The sequence below is a fragment of the Chryseobacterium panacisoli genome, from assembly GCF_008274625.1.
GTDB classification, from domain to species: Bacteria; Bacteroidota; Bacteroidia; order Flavobacteriales; family Weeksellaceae; genus Chryseobacterium; species Chryseobacterium panacisoli.
On record NZ_VTRU01000001.1, the window covers coordinates 2,308,795 to 2,330,215 of the forward strand.

Here is a 21,421-nt window from a genome sequence, read left to right on the forward strand (position 1 = left end):
ATTTTATAAGAACAAATCTTTGAAGCTTTCGGAATTACCGGAAGCTTTTATTTTTCCGGACAAGGAACATTTTTTGTATGAATTGTAGTATGCCTTCAAGTGTTGTACACCATTTCATTTATTTCCCGGATACTGAAATATTGAGAATTATATATCAGTCAGGAGCGGTTTATGACTATCTTAAAGTTCCTTCTGATATTATTGAAAAGTTTAAAAAGGCAAGATCCAAAGGGCAATTTTTAAATAAAGTGATCAAGCCCGGATTTAAATACCGTAAAATTGAATAAAAAAAGTCTCCATCGAAATGGAGACTTTTGTATTATTTAAAACTTTGATCAATTTATTTAATGATCAATTTTGAAGTTTTAGAATCTTTCCCGTTAGAAACCTGAATCATATAAACTCCTTTTTCTAACTGCTGATCTACTTTGAAAACACCATTTCCTTCTTCAGTTGCAGACGGGCTTGCTATCAATCTTCCTGCCATATCAGAAATAGAAACTTTCAGATTTTTACCATTTTTAGCTTTAATGAAGATTTTATCTCCGGTTGCTACAGGGTTAGGATACACTGTTAAATCACTATTATCAGCTTTTACTTCGTTTGTTCCTAAGTTAGTAACAAATTTCACTGTATAGTCTTCAACCTGTCCGTACTTTAATTGTCCGCAAGGAGTCATGTTAGAATTCTCATCATCTACAAGTACTCTCATTCTAAGCGGAGTATTAAGTACTGCTGAAGCAGGAGCTGTAATGGTAGTATTGTAAGTTCCTATTAACGTAACCGGGTCTGCTACAATATTATCAGCAGAACCCACAAGTTCAGAAGCTTCAAATGTTCCGTTATTATTATAGTCAATCCAAACTCTTACTTCATTATTTGAATCTGATACATTTACCTGAAGATTATGAGTCCCTGTTGCTGAAAGTTCTGTAGAGGTAGCTTTCAGACAGCCTGCCCCCGTATAATCTTCATAAAAACTAGCATTATTCTGCCAAAATCCTGTAGTAGCGTTATTAATAGTGCCTAATTTTACTAAAGTTGGTCCCACAAAGTAATTATTCGGATTGGTTACTCCTGCTGGATTACATGTAGCAGCAATAGGCGTTCCTATCGCAGCTGCTGCAGAAGGAGCTGTTGCTCCTAATGAAGTACTAAGCGACCCTCTCATTAAGAAGAAATAAAGAGCAGCTCTGTCATGTTGTCCATTGGTAAACTTGAATGCTATTGGATTGGTATAATTCATCATGTTATACTGTACTCCCTGATAGTTTGCTCCTGTACAATAATTCATATCATTGTTAGTAGGTGCAGGATCATTCAGTAAGCTTCTTGATCTCTCTGTATCACAAACCTGATCATCATCTGTAGCACAGTTATTAGTTGTTGCAGGACAAAAATTTGTGGTAGCATCTCCTTGTGGTGCATCAGGATCTGCATTTCCAAAGGTATGCAACAACCCCATACTATGTCCAAATTCGTGTGCTAATGTAATATCATCCTGTAACGTAACCACAAAAGATTTCATAAAGGATTCGTAGTTAGCATCAGCATTTTGAGGCAGTCCTGCCCATCCCATAATACCATAGGTTCCACCTCCATCTACTTTGTTCATAATATAAATATTAAAGTAAGAAGCTTCAGGCCAGTGTGGAGCAATAGTCTTTACTTGTGCTGTAGTAACTCCATTAGCACCACTACGCTTTACTCCATAAGTATCATACCCTGCAAGAGTTCCTCCGTTATATCGAACAATCCCGGTAGTGGCATTACAGTTAGGATCTCTTTTAGCCAATACCAATTTAATCGGCATCGTAGCAGCATTACCAAAATCTGCAGGAATTCCCTGAGCCCACTGATACGTACCTGCATACATCTGGTTACAATGATCCAGCCAAGCCTGAATTTGTGCATCACTCTTATTGTAAGCTGTACCAATAGCAGCACCGGTAGGCGCTATTACGTGTACTACCACAGGAATTTCATAAACTCCGTTTACAATTTTATACGTACTTCCATTTTTAGCAGCAGTATTTTGATTACCGCTAATAATTTTGTTACGCATATTGCGAACCATTTCATCAATTTCCGCATTCTGTTTCTGGTGTACTCTCTGCTCATTATCAAAGTCACACCAATCTTTTTTTTGCTGTGCTGATACTGAAAGGGATAGTAGCAATGCCCCACAAAGGATAGATTTCTTCATTACAATATTTAAAAAAATTAATAGATTGAAAATTTATAATCTCAAGCATCAATCAATAATATTTATTATCAATAACCTGCACAAAATTTAAAATTTTATTACAGTTAGTAGAAAAAGACTCATAATTGTTACATTATAACTCCAAAATAAAATTTACATAATTTCAAACAGCATTTAATTAATTTATAGTATTATTAATAAAACACAAAAAAAACAAGCAAAAAACCAATCTTGAAAAATAAAACTATAAAAGTAAGTCCCTATGAATCATAATATTAAATTAAAATCATAAAATAAAAAAACCGCACTCATTGTGCGGTTTTTAATATATAAATTCAATTATAATTTTATAAAGAATAATTCGGAGCTTCCTGTGTGATAATTACATCATGCGGGTGAGATTCTTTCAATCCGCTTCCTGTAATCATTACCAGTTTAGAATCTTTTTGAAGGGTTTCAATATCCTTAGATCCACAGTATCCCATACCCGCTCTCAGACCTCCTGTCAACTGGAAAATTACATCTTCCAATTTTCCTTTATGAGGAACTCTTCCTTCGATTCCTTCCGGAACGAATTTCTTAGCTTCACTTTGGAAATATCTCTCTTTACCACCTCTTTTCATTGCAGAAAGACTTCCCATACCCTGGTAAGACTTGAATTTTCTTCCCTGGAAAATAATTTCTTCTCCTGGAGCTTCATCTGTACCTGCTAAAAGAGAACCAAGCATTACTGCTCCTGCTCCGCTTGCAATCGCTTTAACGATATCTCCTGAAAGTTTGATTCCACCATCAGCAATTACCGTTACATTTTGTGACTTAGCATATTCGTAAACGTTATAGATTGCAGACAACTGAGGTACTCCCACTCCTGCAACTACTCTTGTTGTACAGATAGAACCCGGGCCTACTCCCACTTTAAGTACGTTGGCTCCAGCTTCAATAAGGTCTTTAGCAGCTTCTGCAGTTACAATATTTCCCCCTACAACATCTAGGTTTGGATATGCTTTTCTGATTTCTGAGATTTTATCTAAAACTCCTTTAGAATGACCGTGTGCTGAATCGATTGCTACGATATCAACTCCTGCCTGTACCAAGGCTTCAATTCTCGCCAAAGTATCTTCTCCTACTCCTACTCCTGCACCTACGATAAGGCGACCGCTCTGGTCTTTATTAGCGTTTGGATACTCTAACTGATTATCAATATCCTTGATGGTGATTAAACCTACAAGTTTGTTATCTTTATCTACAATCGGAAGTTTTTCAACTCTGTTTTTAAGAAGGATTTCTTTTGCCTTTTCAAGGTTGGTATCTTTGTCTGAAGTGATCAGATTTTCTTTGGTCATGATCTCTTCCACTTTCATATCAAGATTTTCCTGATATTTTACATCTCTGTTGGTAATAATTCCAATCAGTACATTATTAGGATCTACTACCGGAAGACCGGAAATCTTATATCTTGACATAAGATCTCTAGCTTCACCTAAAGTATGATCTTTAGATAGAGTAACCGGATCAGAGATCATTCCGTTTTCGGAACGTTTTACACGGTTTACCTGAGCTGCCTGCTCAGCAATTGTCATGTTTTTGTGGATAAAGCCCAACCCTCCGACTCTTGCCAAAGCAATTGCCAGATCTGCTTCAGTAACAGTGTCCATCGCAGCGGAAACTATCGGAACATTCAGCGTGATTTTGTCGGTAAGTCTTGATTTTAATGAAACCTGGTTAGGTAAAACTTCTGAATAAGAAGGGACTAGAAGAACGTCATCGAAAGTGATGGCTGTCTCTACAATTTTGTTATGAATAGACATCTTTACTTTCTTTGCAAAATTAGGTTATTTTAGTGAGATATGAAAATCCTTTTTGATAGTTTAAATAAAATTTAATAATCAATAACTTAAATCGAAAAACCGTTCTTTTTATCAGAACGGTTACGGTACAAAATAATTGAATATGTAGAAACTACTTTAATTATATATTAAGGCATCCATATTAAGGTCTATTTGACAGGGTTTCCACTTTCATCCAAATTCTCAATATGGGTTTGATTATTTTTATCAACGTACAATTTTAATCTTACTTTGCCTTTGGTATCACGGATAAATATCCCTACATCACCATCGGCTGTCTTACCGGCAAAAAATCGTTCATTAGTCAGTTTTCCTTCTTCCCGAAGTTTTGCATAGGCCGTTTTGCTGACTGCAGGATCATTTATTTTTTTCAGAGAATCTTCAAACTTAATAATATCTTCCAAGGGGAAATCATCGGGGCGGTCCCAAAGTTTTAAGCCATACACTCTCTTTTTATCTTTCCCCGCACCTTCAAAGTACTGAAGCTGCATGATCTGATCTGTATTTCTCTGATCTACGGAGTACACCATTCCAGACTCTTTGTCATTACCATCATAAACAAGCCCTCCACATTCGTCGCCCAGGGAATTGAAGAAGATAAGCCCCGCTTCTCTCTCCCGCGGTTTCAATTCTTTATGATTTACCAAGCCAGGGTGCTGGCGTTCTTTATTACTGATCACCATTTTTAGCGTTCCGTCTTTCTCAACAATATTGATCCGTTCTACATTTATTTCCTTAAAACGTTCGTTAGAAGACTGATTTTTAAACGCCAGAAAGAAAAACATTGCACATAATATGGTAAGTACAACGGCATAGATTTTAAGGATACGGACTTCTCTTATTAACTTTTCCATGCTGTGAAAGTTTTTGGGGAGATTTATTACCGAAAATTATTTAACGGAAACAGAATTGATCATCTTTGAGATATCATCAGGAGTAAAGTTTCCTTTCACATCTACAAAAACCATATCCCGGCTATTGGAGCCTACAGTGATCAGCATATTTTTAATAGCTTCCCCGTCTTGTTTTACCCGTATATTGACATTATCCCCATCGTGCTTAATAGTAGCCCATTCTTCGTAATGGTTATTGCTCAAATATTGGGTGTAATCATTCAACATTTCCTCACTCCCGTTGGTTACAGTAAGAACTTTTATTTTTGAAGCTTTCTTTACCAGATTAACTGTTTCCTCACTTTCGCCTTCTTCCCTTAATGCCTTCTTAATATATGATTTAGCAAGAACCATGGGGACATTAATACTTGCAAACCGGGCTCCTTTGAAATCATATTTTGAATTCTGGAAAAAGTCAATGTTCGGTTTTTCTGATACGATACACGACTGAAGCATACCTATTGTCAGAATAGCCAGAAAAATGTTTTTAAGAGTCTTCATAGTTTAGTTTTTTATTTGATTTGTCTGAAGCTTCCTCCCGAAACTTTATCTACCTTAGCATCGAGCTCAGGATCCCCTTTAAGTTTTACGGCTGCTCCAGAAGACACACTTACTTTTAGTTTATCAGTAACCAACAGAGAAAGACTTGCCCCTGAAGTAGATTCTACTATTGCTGTAGCAATCTTAAGATCATCTGCCTTACAAGATGTACCACTGCTTGTATCAATTACTGCAGAGGTTGCTGTTCCCGACAGGCTTACACTCGCTCCACTGGAAGTATCTAAAACCAGCTTGGGAGTCGTAATTTCCATATTTAAAACAGACCCTGAACTCGCTTCAATGGCTGCAGCCTCTTTTATATTAAATGTTCCTTTAATGATAGAGCCTGAGGTGGCATCAATCGCAATGTTATTTTCCGTTACAGAGTTCACTGCAGTAAATATACTTCCTGAAGATGTTTTGATCGCGTTAATATTTGGTGCCGAAACATTAACGTTTAAATTTTTAAATCTCAGGTTCCGAACTCCTTTATTGTCAACATATATCTTTAAAACTCCGTTTTCCACTTTTGTGATTACATATTGAAGTTTATCTGCATCCGCAATAACTTTTACACTTCTTGTATTTTCCTGTTTAAAGGTAACATTCACTCCTACGCTGGCATCTATTTTTGAGAATTCACCTACATTTCTGTTATCTCCGTTCAGATAGGATGATGTATTCCCCGAAGTAAGATCATTTCTCACGGAAGTTGTCACAGAAGAAGTGGTTGTTTCACCGGAATTAATGATCTTGTTAACATCAGATAATTTCATTTTCCCATTAAGAATAAAAATAATATTCTCTTCTTTGGAATCAACGTTGAAAACAAGATTTTCAAGATAGTTATCTTTTTCATCTTCGGCCAGGAATTTCATAGAAGTTCCATCGCTGCTCATAGACATCAGCTCGTTAAAGTTTAATGACTTTAAGGCATCATTTATTCTCGCCGTTTTATCCTCGTTCATTTTAATATTGGCAAGATTTTCATCTTTTAAACGATCCGGAAAGGTAATTTTAGGAATAATCAAAATTTTAAGCCCATCCACTTCGTTCAAAATGGGTTTTATTTTCCCGATATAGGCATCATCAACATCAATGGTATTCAATAGCTTGAACATCGGTTTTTTAATATTGATAGAGGTTACTCTTCCCTTTTTTTCAAAATCCTGAAAAAGCTTGTCTAATTTCTCAGTCTGTGCAGAATAGGTTGCAAAGCTGCTTAGCATTACGGCTATGATAAAAAATATTTTTTTCATGGGATTGTTCTGATTTTTAGTATTCGCTGTCAAGATTTTCATTTTTTTGAGAAGATGCTACTGTTTTCTTAAACTCAGTTCCTAATTTCATAAAGGAGTATCTGGCAACATCTATGGCTTCTTTTTCACTGCTGATTCTCTTGCCGTTTACAATTACATAAGAGTCATTGTATGCAGATACAGAATCACTTAAATTTTTACTGTTTGAGGTATTGCTGACATATCTGGGTCTTGTTTCCTTTTTAAGTCTTCCTCTTTTTGGCAGAATTTCATCCAGTACATCTTTTTCTGCTACCTGATTATCCTGAAAAACAGAATCTTTTTTCACTCCGGAAATAGAATCGGTATGATTCACGGCAACCTGTTCCTGATGATCACTGTTTTCTTCAATGAATCCGGATTTCTGCTTTAAGATTTCATCTTTTACCAGTTTTTCTTTATCCTGCGCATCCTTATTATTGTTATTCAGGAAAAATCCGATACTGAAGACCAGCATTACACTGGCGGCCATCCAGAACCATTTAGGAAAGGAGGGCTTTTTCTTTTCTTCCAATGGAATAATAGGTGCAGTATTCTGTTCATGTTCCGCACCCTCTGCAGTCTGAAGAAAGTCTTCAAAACTCCAGTCCATTTTTTCTTCCTTAATATCCCGGAAGACTTCGTTGTATTTATCTTGTAATTGATCTTTTTTCATAGCTCATCAGTTGTGAGATTTGTTCTTTTACTTTTTGTCTCGCACGCATCAGGTTTACCCTTACTGCATTTTCCTCCATTTCCAGCATTTCAGAAATTTCGGAAACATCATACTCTTCTACATCTTTCAAGTGGATGACCATCTTCTGTTTTTCAGGGAGCTGATTGATAAATCCTATAATATGTTCCTTAAGGTTATCAACTTCCATACTATAAAGCTCCGAGCGGTGAAGCTGCATATCCGCAAAGCCGATCTTTACATCGTGATGCTTCAGCCGGTTCAGGCATTCGTTCCGGACAGACTTCAGCGCATAGGATTTAAAATTCCCGAATTGCCCCAGCTCATCCCTCTTCTGCCAAAACTTTATCATGAGATCCTGCACTACATCTTCTGCTTCATCACTGCTCATGACAAACCGCTTCGCAAAACGATACATCTCGTCTTTGAGAATAAACACCGTATTCTTGAAAGTTTCTTGGGTCATGAGTTTTGTTTCTTATAGGTAAGACAACTGCCGTTACAGATCTATTACATCAAAAATAAAAAAACTTCAAAAAAAATTGAAGTTTTTTATTATAATCGAATTAATACGTATCAAAAATATGTTTCAAGATTGCTTTATCCTCTTCTGTTAAAGGAACTTTTCTCCTCGCCATAGCTCTTTCTGCCACTTCATATACTTTATCCAGCCTGAATCTTTCATCATCTTTCAATCCTCCCCATGAGAAATTTTCCACAAGGTTGGGTGGAAAACCTGGTTTGAAGATATTGGAGGCTACCCCAATTACTGTTCCGGTATTCAATTGGGTATTGATGGCTGTTTTGGAATGATCTCCCATGATCAAACCCGCAAACTGTAAGCCCGTATCTTCAAAAGCTTTGGTTCTGTAATTCCAGAATTTTACGTTCCCGTAATTGTTTTTCATATTCGAAGAATTGCTGTCTGCTCCGAAATTACACCATTCTCCAATCACCGAATTACCCACAAAACCTTCATGTCCTTTACTGGAATATCCGAATATAATGATGTTATTCACTTCGCCTCCTACTTTACAATGCGGACCAACCGTAGTTGCTCCATAGATTTTTGCTCCCAGATTAAATTTGGAATCATCACAAAGTGCTATCGGACCGCGAAGATGGCAGCCTTCCATCACTTCAGTATTTTTACCAATATAAATCTTACCTGTTTTTGTATTGATTGTGGAGAATTCAATATAAGCTCCTTCTTCAATAAACAGATCTTTCTTATCTCCTAAAAAGCCATTGGTTGAAGATAATTCCTGCGAAGTTCTTCCTTTGGTAAGGAGATCAAAGTCAAAATCAATAGCATGATGATTATAGGTAAACAGATCTTTTGGTCTTTTAAAGAAAATAAGTTCCTCCTTAATGTCTGTCATTTTTTCAATCTGATTCAGAGAGAAATCCTTCATATTGATTTTAGCAGCGATCAATTCGTCTTCATAAACCAATGCTTCTCCCTGCTTAAGATCTTTAATCTGTTGAATTACGGTTTCTGTAGGAATGAAATTCGGAACTAAAAAGAGACTTTCCTTTTCCTCCGGACTTTTAAATTTATCCTGAAGATACGTTTCCGTGAAATAGGAAATCTCCGTGTTTTCCAGGATTTTCTGCCATCTTTCAGAGAATGTAAGAATTCCGCATCGCATGGCAGCAACAGGTCGGGTAAAAGTAAGCGGAAGAAAGTCTTCCCAATATTGTGCGTCTGAAAATACTAATTGCATCACTCAGTTTTAAGTTTAAGGTTTAAAATTCAAGGTTAACAAATTTACAATAAAAAAAGTCTCCCAAAAATTGGAAGACTTTAATATTTTAAATGGTACAAAAATTACTTAGCGAATTTTTTGTATTTGTTCATGAACTTATCAACTCTACCTGCAGTGTCAACTAGTTTTACTTTACCAGTGTAGAAAGGGTGAGAAGTTGAAGAGATTTCCATTTTGATTAATGGGTATTCTTGTCCTTCAAACTCGATAGTGTCTTTTGTTTCTGCAGTAGACTTGCAAAGAAACACCTCGTCGTTACTCATATCTTTGAAAACAACAAGTCTATAATTTTCTGGGTGGATTCCGTTTTTCATAATACTATTTTTAAAAAAATTAAGTTTGCTTTCGAAATAGTAATGGATATTTCTCTGCTAAATTTTAGGTTGCAAAAATACAACATTTTTTCTAATTTCCAAATACTGCATTCAAAAATTTTTTATTGATAAGAAATTCAAAGTATTTTCGTTAAATTTGGAACTTACTTAAACTTTAATTTCAATGAAATTCAAATTATTACTGGCTTTTTCCTTCTGGATGTTACTTGTAGCAGTATCATGTAATAAAGATGATATTACGTTTGACAGCCCTACACAGCAGCTAAGTTTTTCAAGAGACACAGTATTCTGTGATACGGTATATCATCAGGTACGTTCAGAAACCTATGTTGTAAAAGTATATAATAATGAAGATAAGGATATCATGATCCCAAGAGTGAATCTTGAGAAAGGTGCCGCTTCATTATATAGAATCAACGTAGATGGAAAGCCTGGATATGATTTTCAAAATGTTCCTTTAAGAAAGAAAGACAGTCTTTATATTTTTGTTGAAATTGCCCCGGAAGCTACCGGACCGGAAGCGATTGCTGAGGACAAAGTTATTTTCACAGGACCTGCAGGACAACAGCATGTGACTTTATTTTCTGTAGTTCAGGACGCCGAGTTTTTTATTCAGACTCCCGGCAATCCTAATGAAATTACCAATTCTACTACCTGGAACAACAATAAAGCAAAGATCATCTACGGAAATCTTACCATTAACCCAAGTGTAACACTGGACATAAATCCTGGAACTAAGGTCTACTTCCACAAAAACAGCGGAATGAAAGTCTCTTCAGGAGCTGTTTTAAATATCAACGGAACTCAGGCCGATCAGGTTATTCTTCGTGGAGACAGAAATGATCCTTATTATGATACGATTCCTAAAAACTGGAATTCTATCAAAATGGAAGCAAATTCTACGCTTAAGATGAACCATGCAAGACTTTTCGGAGGAACAAGAGGTCTTGATATGAAACAAACCAATGCTACCATCTCCAATTCGTTTATTCATACTTTCTTTGAATATGGCATTTATGCTGTAGGTTCTACTGTGAATGCCAATAATCTTGTGATGAACAATTGTGGTTTATCCTGCATTGGTATTTTCAGAGGAGGAAAACACAGCTATACTCACGCTACGATTGCCAACTATTCCAAAACGATGAGCTCTTTTGACAGAAGTGGCATTTTTGCAGCCAATGAATGGAAGAATGATGCAGGACAATCAGAACAGGGCGCTTTACAGCTGCTTGATATTAAAAACAGCATCATATATTCTGATAGGGATGATGCCATTCATTTTGAACAGACTCCGGGACAGCAGTTTGAATTTTTACTTCAAAATTCATTAATAAAATATACAAGTGCAACAGGAGCAGGTTTCACTTTTGACAATAATCCAAACGTGGTACAAACAACGAAAAATACTGATCCACAGTTTGTCAACTATTTTATGGCTAAAATGAATTTAAGAGTAAAACCAGGTTCTCCAGCTCTTGGAAAAGGAAATGCAGCTGTTGCGGCAACCGTACCTTTCGATATTGTCGGCGTATCCAGAACTACAAACCCAACGCTAGGAGCTTATCAATAATGGAAATTACCCAGTTACAACAGCAGGTTGACGAATGGATCAAAACCATTGGCGTAAGATACTTTAATGAGCTTACGAATATGGCGATGCTGACAGAAGAAGTAGGTGAAGTAGCGAGAATCATTGCCAGAAGGTATGGTGAACAAAGCGAAAAGGAAAGTGATAAAACAAAAGATCTTGGTGAAGAGCTGGCCGATGTGCTTTTTGTTACATTATGCCTGGCCAACCAGACGGGAGTGAACCTGCAGGACGCTTTTGACAGAAAAATGAAAATCAAGACGGACCGGGATAAAGACCGGCATCAGAATAATGAAAAATTGAAATAATTATAAATGATGAGTTATGAATTATAAATGAATTTGTAACTCATAATTTTTTTAATATCATGTAGATCATAATGAAGAAGCTAGAAAAATCAAAATTATCAGGAGGAAAAACAGTACAGATCAGCGGTTCGAAAAGTATTTCGAATCGTTTATTGATTCTGGAAAGTCTGTTCAGCAATATAAAAATCGGAAATCTATCCAATTCTCAGGATACTCAGTTGCTGAAAAAAGCATTATCTGAGGATACTGAAGTGGTAGACATTCATCATGCGGGAACGGCCATGCGTTTCCTTACTTCTTATTATTCTATCCAGGAAGGTAAAACAACAATTCTTACCGGCTCGGGAAGAATGAAAGAAAGACCAATCAAGAACCTTGTAAGTGCTTTGAGAGATCTTGGAGTAGAAATTGAATACATGGAGAATGAAGGATTTCCCCCTTTAAAAATTAAAGGAAGAAAGATTACCCAAACTTCTGTGAATGTTCCAGCCAATATTTCAAGCCAGTTTATCACATCACTGCTTCTTGTTGCAGGAAAACTTGAAAACGGACTGGAAATTAATCTTGTAGGGGAAGTTACATCGAGATCTTATATTGAAATGACTCTTGATATACTGACAAAATTTGGGATCCAAAGCAGTTTTGAGGGGAATATCATCAAAGTAGAACCGTTTACTGATAACAATTCTGAGGCTGTACATTATGAAGTGGAAAGTGACTGGAGTTCAGCTTCTTATTTCTATTCTATCTGTGCTTTGGGAAGAGAAACCATCCATCTGAAAAGTTTTTACAAAGAGTCAACGCAGGGAGATTCTGCCATTGCCAACATCTATGAGAAGTTCTTCGGAATCAAAACAACTTTTTCCGAAGATGAGCATAAGTTAACGCTGGAACCTCAGCCAGATTTTTCTTTTCCGGAAAAAATTATCCTGGATATGAATGACTGTCCTGATATTGCACAAACACTTTGTGTAACAGCAGCCGCTTTAAAAATACCTTTTGATATTTCCGGATTGGGAACATTAAGAGTAAAGGAAACCGACAGACTTCTTGCTTTATATAATGAACTAAAAAAACTGGGTACTGAAACAGAAATTACAGATTTAACCATTAAATCTATCAGTTTCGGAGAGCCGGAAAATAACATCTCCATCAAAACGTATCAGGATCATAGAATGGCTATGAGTTTTGCACCGTTCAGTCTGATTAAAGAAATCAATATAGAGGATGAAGATGTAGTAGAAAAGTCTTATCCAGCATTTTGGAAAGATCTTGAAAGTATCCTGACTCATTAATTTAATATTATAAAAAAGTGGTAATTTGAAAAGTGATTTTTATTTCGGATTACCACTTTTTTTTAATCCTATTATTTATCATGATAAAATCCTTCTTTTCCTTTTGGGTTGTTTTATCTGCTACAAGCTTATGGGCTCAGAATCTGAAAAAATTTTCAGTTCCGAAAGGGCATATCCAGATTGCAGAAGCTAAAGGTGATCTCGACAAAGATGGAAAGGATGAAACTGTTCTGGTATTTGATACGGATGTAAAAGCATCAGACAAACAAAAACTGGAAGGTACAAGTGACTATACAAGGGTTTTCTATATTTTGAAAAATGAAAACAACAGTCTGAAAGTATGGAAAGAAAATTCTGCCATCCTTTTTTCAAGCGGATTCGGGTTTTATCCTTCTGATAATACTCTTAAAATCAATATAAAAAATAACTGTCTTATTATTGAACAGCTATTTTTCACCAATTCAAGGCATACCCAGCAATATAAGCATACCTTCAGATTTCAGAACGGAGATTTTTATCTGATAGGTTCACATGATCATTTTGAAGATACCTGTGATTTCAGTTTTACGAATGAAATCAATTTTTCTACAGACAAAGTGGTTATTGACAGGGAGTATTCGTCCTGTGATGATGACACCAAAGTCCCCGAAAACTCACACAAAGAGTTTACTCATAAATTCCCGGCTCTTATTAAAATGAATGATTTCTTTATCGGAGACCACAAGTTCAAAATTCCCGGATTGAAGGAGGATTTTGTGTTTTAAGATTGAAGCTGGGTGCTGGAGCTTACTGTTAGGCGGTTGATCTATCATAGCTGCTTTATTGTAAATCCACTACTATTTAACTATTATCGATTTCTCTTTTCCCACAATCCATTCCCCAACTTCCTGACTTTATAGCAACTTAATTATCTATTAAAGTTAAATTAACTCCTCATGTCTTGATATATCCTTATTTTTAAGTTGCATTAAAAAATAAAAAAAACTATGTTCAAACAAAACATGAAACGTTTTACAGCCATCACTCTTGGGGTTGTGACTGCGTCTATCTTTTTTTCCTGTTCAAATGACAGCATACTAGAAAGAGATTCTAATGAACCCCCTCTGACTTCTTTAGCAAAAACAAGCAATAAAGCTTCATTATTACCTATCGCCATGAATAGCTGGATGTCTGGCCTTCAGGATAATATTTCCATTTCAAAAATCTCCATTCCCGGGACTCATGATTCCGGAGCACGTGTAGATGCCCCTGTTGTATCGGGTACGGCTAAAACTCAAGACCTCAGCATTGCAGAACAACTTAATGCAGGAGTACGTTTTCTGGATATCCGTTGCAGACATATTGACAATGCTTTCACCATTCATCACGGTGCGATTTACCAAAATCTGAATTTTGATGATGTTTTAAATGCATGCTATACATTCCTTCAAAATAATCCTTCTGAAACCATTATCATGTCTGTAAAGGAAGAATATGATGCATCAAACACCACCAGAACTTTTGAGCAGACCTTTGATTCTTATGTACAGAAAAACCCTTCTAAATGGGATCTTGGTTCAAACATTCCTACATTAGGGGCTGTAAGAGGAAAGATCAAATTGTTGAGAAGGTTTTCTTCAGGGACAACTAAAGGAATCAATGCTTCTCCATGGGCAGATAATACGACGTTTGACATCAACAATTCCGGGGTACAATTGAAAGTTCAGGATTATTATAAGGTTACCAACAATGATGATAAGTGGAACGGAATCTTCAGTCTTCTTAATGAGGCTAAAAATGATACGAATGGTAAGCTTTTCGTGAATTTTACGAGCGGTTATAAGCCGGGAATCTTTGGAATCCCAAGTATTCCAACGGTATCCAATGCTATTAATCCAAAGCTTAAAACATTCTTCCAGTCGAATACCCAAGGATCATTTGGGATAATGCCGATTGACTTTGTGAATGCTGAACTGTCTGAATTGATTGTTAAGACCAATTTCTAAATTATTATTTGTTAGATTTACTCAAGGCTGTCTCTCTTTTGGGGCAGCCTTTTTGAATTTTATTCTGCTTTTATTTCCCGCCGATTATGCAGATAACGCACATTATCCACAAACATCTGCTTAATCTGTAAAATCTGCGGGAGCTTTAAATTAGTAAACAAAAAAAGACCGTTTCGTTTTTTGAAACAGTCTCTCTTTGTAAAAGTAAAAGTATTAAAAGTAAAAGTTATTTCTGAATTCCGTAAGCAGCCAATATCTTGTTAAAAATCTCTGTATTTTCAAACAATCCTGTGAACTCTTTTGAATTCGGGCCATAAGCAAAAACACTTGACGGAATAGAGGTATGATCATTCGTACTGAAGTTTCCGAATATCCAGCCATCCTTCAGACTTCCATCCAATAGAGTGAGACCTCCTGTTTCATGATCTCCTACCACAATAACCAGGGTTTCTTTATTTTCATCAGCAAATTTCATTGCCTTACCAACCACATGATCAAAATCCAGTAATTCTGTAACCAACTGTTCTATATTGTTGCTATGACCTCCTCCATCAGTCTGTGAAGCTTCTATCATCATAAAGAATCCGTTTTTATTATTCTTTAAATCATTTAAAGTAAGATCGAATGCATCAGCAAGCCAGTTTCCTCTTCCGTTGGTTATTCTTTGCGAAGCCAAAGGATCAATAACCAGGGTACGGTTCTTTATTGTAGTAACTGATTTCAGATCCTGAAACAGATCAATCTTCGCTTCTTTAAATTTCTGTAGATTTTCCTTAGACAGTCCGCTTGTAGGACCTCCGATGAGAATTTTCGTTTTTGATGCTGCGAAATCTTTCAAAATAGGTTCGGAGCTATTTCTGTTATCCGAATGTGCATAGAAATCGGCTGGCGTTGCATCTGTAACATCACCCGTAGAAATCAATCCGGAAATCATTCCTTTCTCAGCGATAATATCAGGAATTTGTGCGAGTGCTTTCCCCATATTGTCAACCCCTACAAAAGTATTTTTAGTTTTCACCCCTGTTGCAAATGCTGTAGAACCCGGTGCTGAATCGGTAATATAGGCATTGGATGAGTTGGTTTTGGAGAGTCCTGTTGCTTTCATATTGAAAACATTCAGTTTTCCTTTGTTGGCCGTAAAAGCAGCATAGTATTGAGGAAGAGAAGTTCCGTCTGGTATAAGAAGAATCACATTCTTTACTTTTTTAGTTACTCCGTCTGATGCATAAGTCGGAGTATAGGTGTTGTATTCTTTTGTATTTTTATAAAAGTTTCTCGGGATAGAATTCATAAATTTTTTAAGATCCGGAATATGATCGGTATTGATATAATCCACGCCTATATCCATCAGATTTACCCATGCATTCGGAAAGTCCGGAGCTCCGTAAAAACGAACCTGCTTCTGCTGAGCATGTGCTCTTTCAACAGCAGTTTTAATTTTTGCCGTTTCTTCGTCTCTTGGAATTCCTTTTCCATTCCATTTTACCAATCCGGGAAGATCTGCACTGAACATTCCTATTCTTTTTAACTGGTCTGCAGAATAATTTTTATCAAGGTCTCCATCGAAGTAAAGATAGTTTGGATAGTTTTTAAAATCTGCCGGCTGGGGTCTTCCTCCGGTAATCACAATTTTAATACCTGAATTTCCTGTAATTTCGGGATATTTCTTTAATGTACTGACCAGGGCATCCAGTGATGTTTTATAATCCTGCTTGATATCAATCAGCAACTGAAGCTTCTTACCGGCATCCGGATAGATATTCCCTTTGTTCAGCTTAATCTGTTTTGAAATATTATCAAGATAAAGATTTTCCAGTGTTCTGTCTGCCGAAAGTTCTTTTTCGGTATGAGCTACCCAAAGATTTCCTTTTACCAGAAAAACATCTGCCTCAATAGAACCGAAGTTTGCATAATAAGCCTGCCAAAAAGGGATCTCCTGCATGTAGTCATTATGTGAGTGTGCATTGCCAACATTGTAGTTTAAATAATTCTGTGCCTGATTTTCGGAGAACACAGCCAGTGCCAATGCAGCCAAAATTTTTGATAGTTTCCGTTTCATAATTTCTGTAAAAAAGCTATATCATCACAGAAGGTTCTGTAATGATATAATGGATAATATATAAGATTAAGATGTTACCAGCCTTCATTTTGCTTGATGATTCCATGACTGTTTACGATTTCAGCCTGAGGAACTGCCCAAACATTGTGTACCGCCGGATTAAAGTTTCTAGCCGCCCAGACAACCTGTCCGTTGATACCATGCAGAGGTTTGGCATAAGCTGCCTGTGCATCTCCCCAACGTACAAGGTCTCTGTGTCTGTCTGCCCATTCACCTGCCAGTTCGCAGCGTCTTTCATGTTTAAGATCAGCCATTGTACATCCGTTTTTCGGAGATAAACCTGCACGTACTCTGATCATATTGATTTCCTGGTCTGCAGATTTCCCCTGCATCAATGCAGCTTCTGCTTTGATAAGGATAACCTCGGCATAACGCATGATCGGAACGGCAAGATCTGTACACGGATAATCTCCGTTGGCACTCACATGACCACTGTTAAGCTGGTATTTGAAAGCATCCATATATTTATTGAACTGATATCCGGTAAGGGAATTGGTAGAAGCATATATTCTTTCCTTTCCGTTAAAGGTAAATTTGTCACCTATTTTCAGGATGGATGCACTTCTTCTAAGATCTCCTGTTTCATATTCGTCATAAAGTTCTTTTGTCGGCTGAAAATATCCCCATCCGTTATACTCTCCCCATCCTTTATTTTCAAGCATTACTCCCGGAAGAATACTTCCCCATGCTGTAAACTTAGGCGTTCCGGGGATAGACCAGATATATTCTGAGCTGTAGTTGTTTTCAGCTTTGAAAACGTCAGCAAAATTACCCAATAAGGCTCTGTTTCCTTTTGTCATCACTTCATTAGCCCAGAATTCTGCATTCTTCCAGTCTTTCATAAACAGATATACTTTTGCTAACAATGCCCATGCTGCGGCTTTATGAGGTCTTCCGTAATCTTTTGCAGGAAGTTCTGCCTGAGTAGGTAATAATTCGGCAGCTCTTTTCAGGTCGTTGACAATGTAAGTGTAATTTTCCATCACGTTGGCCGCTCTTGGAATTGGGTTGGGATCCGGATCTTTTGAACGGTCGATAATAGGTACTCCCGCTTTTTCATTTCCGTAAGAATAAGAAAGTTCAAAATACATTCTGCTGCTCATGAACAAAGCTTCTCCCAGGTATTTATTTTTGGTAGCCTGTGAGGTTTGAATATTATCAACATTACGGATCACGCGGTTCGCAACACCAATCACATTATATCTTTTGTTCCATTGCGTTTCAAGATCTCCTGCCGCAATATAATTGCTGCTGAAATTTTTTGCATTGTCCGCTTCACTTTTAGCTCTTCCGGTTACCATATCATCACTGGCATTGATAAACCAAAACAATCCTCTTCCGTAAAACTCTCCATCAAATAAAGGTTTGTACATTGCATTTGCTCCGGTAATAAGATCATTTTCCGTTTTCCAGAAACTGGCTTCGGTAGGTGTTCCTTCCGGCTGAACGTCCAACTCTCCTGTACATGATAAAAGCATTACAGCTAGTCCTGATACTAAAAATATTGTATTGAAAAATTTCATTTTTTTACTTTTTGTTCGTTAAAAATTATAATCCGATCTCCACCCCAAAGATGAATGAGCGTGCCTGAGGATATCTTCCGGTATCTACTCCGTAAGAATTCATTCCTACTTCAGGATCAAATCCTGTATATTTCGTTATTGTAAACAGATTATTGGAAGTCATATAGATTCTCACCTTGTTTACTTCCAGTTTACTGTACAATTCTTTTGGCAATGAATACCCGATGGTAAGGTTCTTCAGTCTTAGATAAGATCCGTCTTCCACATAAAAATCTGATACTTTGGAATAATTACCGCTTGGGTCTCCGTGTACCAGTCTTGGAATATCAGTGTTCGTATTCTGAGGAGTCCATGCATTCAGGATATCTTTATCCATATTGTAGTTCTGACCTGTTCCACCCGGGTTCAAAGAAATAAACTTCATCCCGTTGAATATTTTATTTCCGTATACACCCTGGAAGAATAAGTTCAGATCAAAGTTTTTCCATGTCATGTTATAAGAAAATCCATAAGAGAACTTTGGATATGGGCTTCCAAGATTAACAAAGTCATTATTATTAAGAGCTCCTGTATTTCCTTCTTTCTTCAGGAATTTAATATCTCCAGGTTTTGCATTGGGCTGAATAAGATTTCCGTTGGCATCTTTATAATTGTTGATCTCTTCCTGAGTCTGGAAAATTCCGCCAGTCTTGTAACCATAGAAAGAATAGAGAGGATCGCCTACTTTCACCCGGGTTGGTTTCAATACTCCTCTTACTCCATTATCATTGATAAAGATCTCATCCACATTGGCAAGCTGTTTCACCGTATTTTTTAGTTGACTCATTGTTGCTCCAACAGAGAATGTAAAATCATCAGAAACTACTTTGTTGTAATTGATTCCTAACTCGTAACCTTTATCCTGGAATAATCCTGCATTTACATACTGATTATTATACGTTGCCGTACTTGGTAAGCTTACGTTGAAGATCTGGTCTTTAGAGTTCTTTACAAAGTAATCAAACTGTAAGGAAAGGCTATTGTGGAGAAATGAAGCATCTACCCCGAAGTTAGTCTGTTCAGATTTCCCCCATTTAAGATCTGGGTTCGGACGTGTGGTAGCATAATAAGCAATATTCTGAGAAGGATCCTGTCCGAAAATCACATTATTGTCTCTGGTCATTAATGGATTAACAGCCTGTGGAGAAATTCCTCCAAGGTTACCCAGAATACCATAGCTTCCTCTCAGTTTTAAGCTTGATAACCATGAAATATCCTTCATGAAATTTTCTTTCGAAACCACCCACGCACCGGATACTGCATAATAATTAGCAAATCTGTTTTGCTTCGCTACCAGTGAAGATCCATCACGCCTTCCCAATACACTTACAATATATTTTCCGGCGTAGTCATAGTTTACTCTCGCCAGGTAAGAAACCAAAGACTGCTTGAATCTGTAACTGGAAACATCTTTATTGGTATCTGCAGCATTCTGAAGATGTTGGAAAACCTCAGCTTCACTCCTGAAGTCATAAGATTTCGCCACAAAACCATCATCAATTGTTTTCTGGAAAGTAAAACCTCCCAGGAAATCAAAATTATGTTTTCCGGCAGCAATTTTATAGGTAAGCAACTGCTCTGCAAGTGCTGTAGATGAATTGTTGGACTGGTACTCTAAATTATTCGTATCAAAGATCTTCCCGACTTCCAGTACTCTGTAGGTAAAGTTTTTTACATCACCCAGTTTAAAAGTCTGTGAGAAGTTAGAACGGAATTTTAAATCCTTAGCCAACGTAATCTCTGCATAGGGATTGATCAAGATTTCATGAGTAGGATTTCTGATGCTGATCCTTTTAAGGTAAGCCACCGGATTGATCATATCTCCATAACCTCCTGCCACATCAATTGGTAATCCGGAAAAAGCTCCGTTGGGTGTATATACCGGAACATTCGGCGGATAGTACATTGCAGCCACCAAAGCTCCTGTATAACCACTTTTTGTATCAGCTGTATTTCCATCAGAGTAATTATAATACATATTTTCTCCAATCGTCAGCCAGTCTTTTACTTTATGTTCAGAATTAACTCTGAAATTGTATCGTTTTGCCTGTGTATTCAGTAAGATCCCTTCCAGGTTTCTATGGTTCATTCCCACAAAATATCTGGATTTCTCACTTCCTCCGCTTAGATTAACATTGTATTCCTGAATTGTTCCTGTTCTGAAAATTTCTTTCATCCAGTCTGTTCTGGTAATTCTTCCGTCCGGATATTGATTGGGATTAAAAGCAATGGGTAAGCTTCCCAGTTTCCCGGCATTTTCATATGCTTTGTACATTACATCCTGGAATTCCGCTGCATTCAGAGACTCTTTTAGTCTCCATGTCTGGTTTACCCCATATTTCACATCAAAATCTACCGTAAGGTTTCCTTTTTTTCCCTTTTTAGTAGTGATTAAGATAACTCCTCCGGAAGATCTTGCTCCGTAAATGGCTGCAGAAGCATCTTTAAGCACAGAAATATCCTGTATATCATTTGGATTAATAGAGGGCGTTCCGTTGAAAACCACCCCGTCTACCACATACAGAGGAGTTTCTCCATTGATTCCTCCCAGACCACGAATATTTACTTTAGGTGAGCCGTTAGGATCTCCACCTTCATTCACAACAGTTACTCCGGGAGCTTTACCCTGAAGAACTTCTCCTACACCAGACAAAGATCTGGAAGTAAGCTTATCCAGTGAAGCTTCCGAAACAGCGCCGGAAACTTTACTTTTTTTCTGTGTTCCGTATCCAACAACAACAATCTCATCGATGGATTTTTCTTTTAAGCTGTCTTTTTTCTGAGCGAGGAACATCGGTGAAGCTGATATTGCACCAATAAGTAATACCCTTCCCGTTAAATACGTTACTGAGACAGGGATTTTAAATACATTCATGATCTCCTTTTTGATTAGGTGCAAAATTAGATTAGTCTGCTCCCATGCCTCATTAAGGTTTTCTTATGTTTTTATTAATAAATTTTAGCTTTTTACAGTTATTGCCTACCACACTCAAAATACAA

General features: G+C 37.0%; 18 protein-coding genes. 6 read left to right on the plus strand and 12 right to left on the minus strand.

Features of this window, described 5'->3' with window-relative positions; translation table 11 throughout:
* The first annotated feature begins 77 nt into the window (after positions 1–77).
* The gene (locus FW781_RS10380) at positions 78–287 is read left to right on the plus strand and encodes a KTSC domain-containing protein (protein ID WP_228720168.1); all 210 of its coding nucleotides are present in this window, start codon (positions 78–80) and stop codon (positions 285–287) included.
* Positions 288–340: 53 nt separating this feature from the next.
* Here FW781_RS10380 and FW781_RS10385 read toward each other — a convergent pair whose 3' ends face one another.
* The 9 genes from FW781_RS10385 to FW781_RS10425 form a co-directional block, all read right to left on the minus strand.
* The gene (locus FW781_RS10385) at positions 341–2,206 is read right to left on the minus strand and encodes a GEVED domain-containing protein (protein ID WP_149387300.1); all 1,866 of its coding nucleotides are present in this window, start codon (positions 2,204–2,206) and stop codon (positions 341–343) included.
* Positions 2,207–2,553: 347 nt separating this feature from the next.
* A complete protein-coding gene (guaB, locus tag FW781_RS10390) occupies positions 2,554–4,014 on the minus strand; it encodes an IMP dehydrogenase (RefSeq protein WP_149387301.1) in 1,461 nt (486 codons plus the stop codon).
* Between the two features lie 188 nt (positions 4,015–4,202).
* A complete protein-coding gene (locus tag FW781_RS10395) occupies positions 4,203–4,907 on the minus strand; it encodes a hypothetical protein (protein ID WP_149387302.1) in 705 nt (234 codons plus the stop codon).
* A 36-nt stretch (positions 4,908–4,943) separates the two neighbouring features.
* A complete protein-coding gene (locus FW781_RS10400; RefSeq protein ID WP_149387303.1) occupies positions 4,944–5,447 on the minus strand; it encodes a DUF4252 domain-containing protein in 504 nt (167 codons plus the stop codon).
* Positions 5,448–5,458: 11 nt separating this feature from the next.
* Positions 5,459–6,745: a DUF4252 domain-containing protein gene (locus FW781_RS10405; protein ID WP_228720169.1), complete on the minus strand. Its 1,287-nt coding sequence runs from the start codon at positions 6,743–6,745 to the stop codon at positions 5,459–5,461.
* A 16-nt stretch (positions 6,746–6,761) separates the two neighbouring features.
* Positions 6,762–7,439: a hypothetical protein gene (locus FW781_RS10410; RefSeq protein ID WP_149387304.1), complete on the minus strand. Its 678-nt coding sequence runs from the start codon at positions 7,437–7,439 to the stop codon at positions 6,762–6,764.
* Complete coding sequence (locus FW781_RS10415) at positions 7,414–7,923, minus strand: RNA polymerase sigma factor (RefSeq protein ID WP_047385893.1); 510 nt, start codon at positions 7,921–7,923, stop codon at positions 7,414–7,416. The genes FW781_RS10410 and FW781_RS10415 overlap by 26 nt, the downstream gene beginning before the upstream one ends.
* A 100-nt stretch (positions 7,924–8,023) precedes the next feature.
* On the minus strand, positions 8,024–9,184 hold the full coding sequence (locus FW781_RS10420) for a putative sugar nucleotidyl transferase (RefSeq protein WP_149387305.1): 1,161 nt from the start codon (positions 9,182–9,184) through the stop codon (positions 8,024–8,026).
* Between the two features lie 104 nt (positions 9,185–9,288).
* Positions 9,289–9,540 carry a type B 50S ribosomal protein L31 gene (locus tag FW781_RS10425; RefSeq protein WP_027375398.1) on the minus strand — a complete coding sequence of 84 codons (252 nt, stop codon included), beginning with the start codon at positions 9,538–9,540 and terminating at the stop codon, positions 9,289–9,291.
* Positions 9,541–9,724: 184 nt separating this feature from the next.
* Here FW781_RS10425 and FW781_RS10430 point away from each other — a divergent pair, with 184 nt between their 5' ends.
* From FW781_RS10430 to FW781_RS10450, 5 genes are all read left to right on the plus strand, one after another.
* On the plus strand, positions 9,725–11,134 hold the full coding sequence (locus FW781_RS10430; protein ID WP_149387306.1) for a hypothetical protein: 1,410 nt from the start codon (positions 9,725–9,727) through the stop codon (positions 11,132–11,134).
* On the plus strand, positions 11,134–11,460 hold the full coding sequence (locus FW781_RS10435) for a nucleotide pyrophosphohydrolase (protein WP_047385875.1): 327 nt from the start codon (positions 11,134–11,136) through the stop codon (positions 11,458–11,460). The genes FW781_RS10430 and FW781_RS10435 overlap by 1 nt, the downstream gene beginning before the upstream one ends.
* A gap of 71 nt (positions 11,461–11,531) precedes the next feature.
* Positions 11,532–12,755: a 3-phosphoshikimate 1-carboxyvinyltransferase gene (locus tag FW781_RS10440; RefSeq protein WP_149387307.1), complete on the plus strand. Its 1,224-nt coding sequence runs from the start codon at positions 11,532–11,534 to the stop codon at positions 12,753–12,755.
* 80 nt (positions 12,756–12,835) lie between these two features.
* Positions 12,836–13,519, plus strand: coding sequence for a hypothetical protein (locus tag FW781_RS10445; RefSeq protein WP_149387308.1), 684 nt, complete (start codon positions 12,836–12,838; stop codon positions 13,517–13,519).
* Positions 13,520–13,756: 237 nt separating this feature from the next.
* On the plus strand, positions 13,757–14,740 hold the full coding sequence (locus tag FW781_RS10450; protein ID WP_228720170.1) for a phosphatidylinositol-specific phospholipase C: 984 nt from the start codon (positions 13,757–13,759) through the stop codon (positions 14,738–14,740).
* Positions 14,741–14,966: 226 nt separating this feature from the next.
* Here the strand turns inward: FW781_RS10450 and FW781_RS10455 are convergent, their stop codons facing one another.
* From FW781_RS10455 to FW781_RS10465, 3 genes are all read right to left on the minus strand, one after another.
* Complete coding sequence (locus tag FW781_RS10455) at positions 14,967–16,799, minus strand: alkaline phosphatase (protein WP_149387310.1); 1,833 nt, start codon at positions 16,797–16,799, stop codon at positions 14,967–14,969.
* Between the two features lie 74 nt (positions 16,800–16,873).
* Positions 16,874–18,382, minus strand: coding sequence for a RagB/SusD family nutrient uptake outer membrane protein (locus FW781_RS10460; protein ID WP_149387311.1), 1,509 nt, complete (start codon positions 18,380–18,382; stop codon positions 16,874–16,876).
* Positions 18,383–18,407: 25 nt separating this feature from the next.
* Entirely contained in the window at positions 18,408–21,296 is a 2,889-nt protein-coding gene (locus FW781_RS10465) for a SusC/RagA family TonB-linked outer membrane protein (RefSeq protein ID WP_149387312.1), read from the minus strand.
* Between the last annotated feature and the right edge of the window lie 125 nt (positions 21,297–21,421).

Bases quoted from the DNA above. Each gene is read 5' to 3' on its own strand.
- FW781_RS10380 (WP_228720168.1), top strand. From the start codon at position 78: ATGAATTGTAGTATGCCTTCAAGTGTTGTACACCATTTCATTTATTTC.
- FW781_RS10385 (WP_149387300.1), bottom strand. From the start codon at position 2,206: ATGAAGAAATCTATCCTTTGTGGGGCATTGCTACTATCCCTTTCAGTA.
- guaB (WP_149387301.1), bottom strand. From the start codon at position 4,014: ATGTCTATTCATAACAAAATTGTAGAGACAGCCATCACTTTCGATGAC.
- FW781_RS10395 (WP_149387302.1), bottom strand. From the start codon at position 4,907: ATGGAAAAGTTAATAAGAGAAGTCCGTATCCTTAAAATCTATGCCGTT.
- FW781_RS10400 (WP_149387303.1), bottom strand. From the start codon at position 5,447: ATGAAGACTCTTAAAAACATTTTTCTGGCTATTCTGACAATAGGTATG.
- FW781_RS10405 (WP_228720169.1), bottom strand. From the start codon at position 6,745: ATGAAAAAAATATTTTTTATCATAGCCGTAATGCTAAGCAGCTTTGCA.
- FW781_RS10410 (WP_149387304.1), bottom strand. From the start codon at position 7,439: ATGAAAAAAGATCAATTACAAGATAAATACAACGAAGTCTTCCGGGAT.
- FW781_RS10415 (WP_047385893.1), bottom strand. From the start codon at position 7,923: ATGACCCAAGAAACTTTCAAGAATACGGTGTTTATTCTCAAAGACGAG.
- FW781_RS10420 (WP_149387305.1), bottom strand. From the start codon at position 9,184: ATGCAATTAGTATTTTCAGACGCACAATATTGGGAAGACTTTCTTCCG.
- FW781_RS10425 (WP_027375398.1), bottom strand. From the start codon at position 9,540: ATGAAAAACGGAATCCACCCAGAAAATTATAGACTTGTTGTTTTCAAA.
- FW781_RS10430 (WP_149387306.1), top strand. From the start codon at position 9,725: ATGAAATTCAAATTATTACTGGCTTTTTCCTTCTGGATGTTACTTGTA.
- FW781_RS10435 (WP_047385875.1), top strand. From the start codon at position 11,134: ATGGAAATTACCCAGTTACAACAGCAGGTTGACGAATGGATCAAAACC.
- FW781_RS10440 (WP_149387307.1), top strand. From the start codon at position 11,532: ATGAAGAAGCTAGAAAAATCAAAATTATCAGGAGGAAAAACAGTACAG.
- FW781_RS10445 (WP_149387308.1), top strand. From the start codon at position 12,836: ATGATAAAATCCTTCTTTTCCTTTTGGGTTGTTTTATCTGCTACAAGC.
- FW781_RS10450 (WP_228720170.1), top strand. From the start codon at position 13,757: ATGAAACGTTTTACAGCCATCACTCTTGGGGTTGTGACTGCGTCTATC.
- FW781_RS10455 (WP_149387310.1), bottom strand. From the start codon at position 16,799: ATGAAACGGAAACTATCAAAAATTTTGGCTGCATTGGCACTGGCTGTG.
- FW781_RS10460 (WP_149387311.1), bottom strand. From the start codon at position 18,382: ATGAAATTTTTCAATACAATATTTTTAGTATCAGGACTAGCTGTAATG.
- FW781_RS10465 (WP_149387312.1), bottom strand. From the start codon at position 21,296: ATGAATGTATTTAAAATCCCTGTCTCAGTAACGTATTTAACGGGAAGG.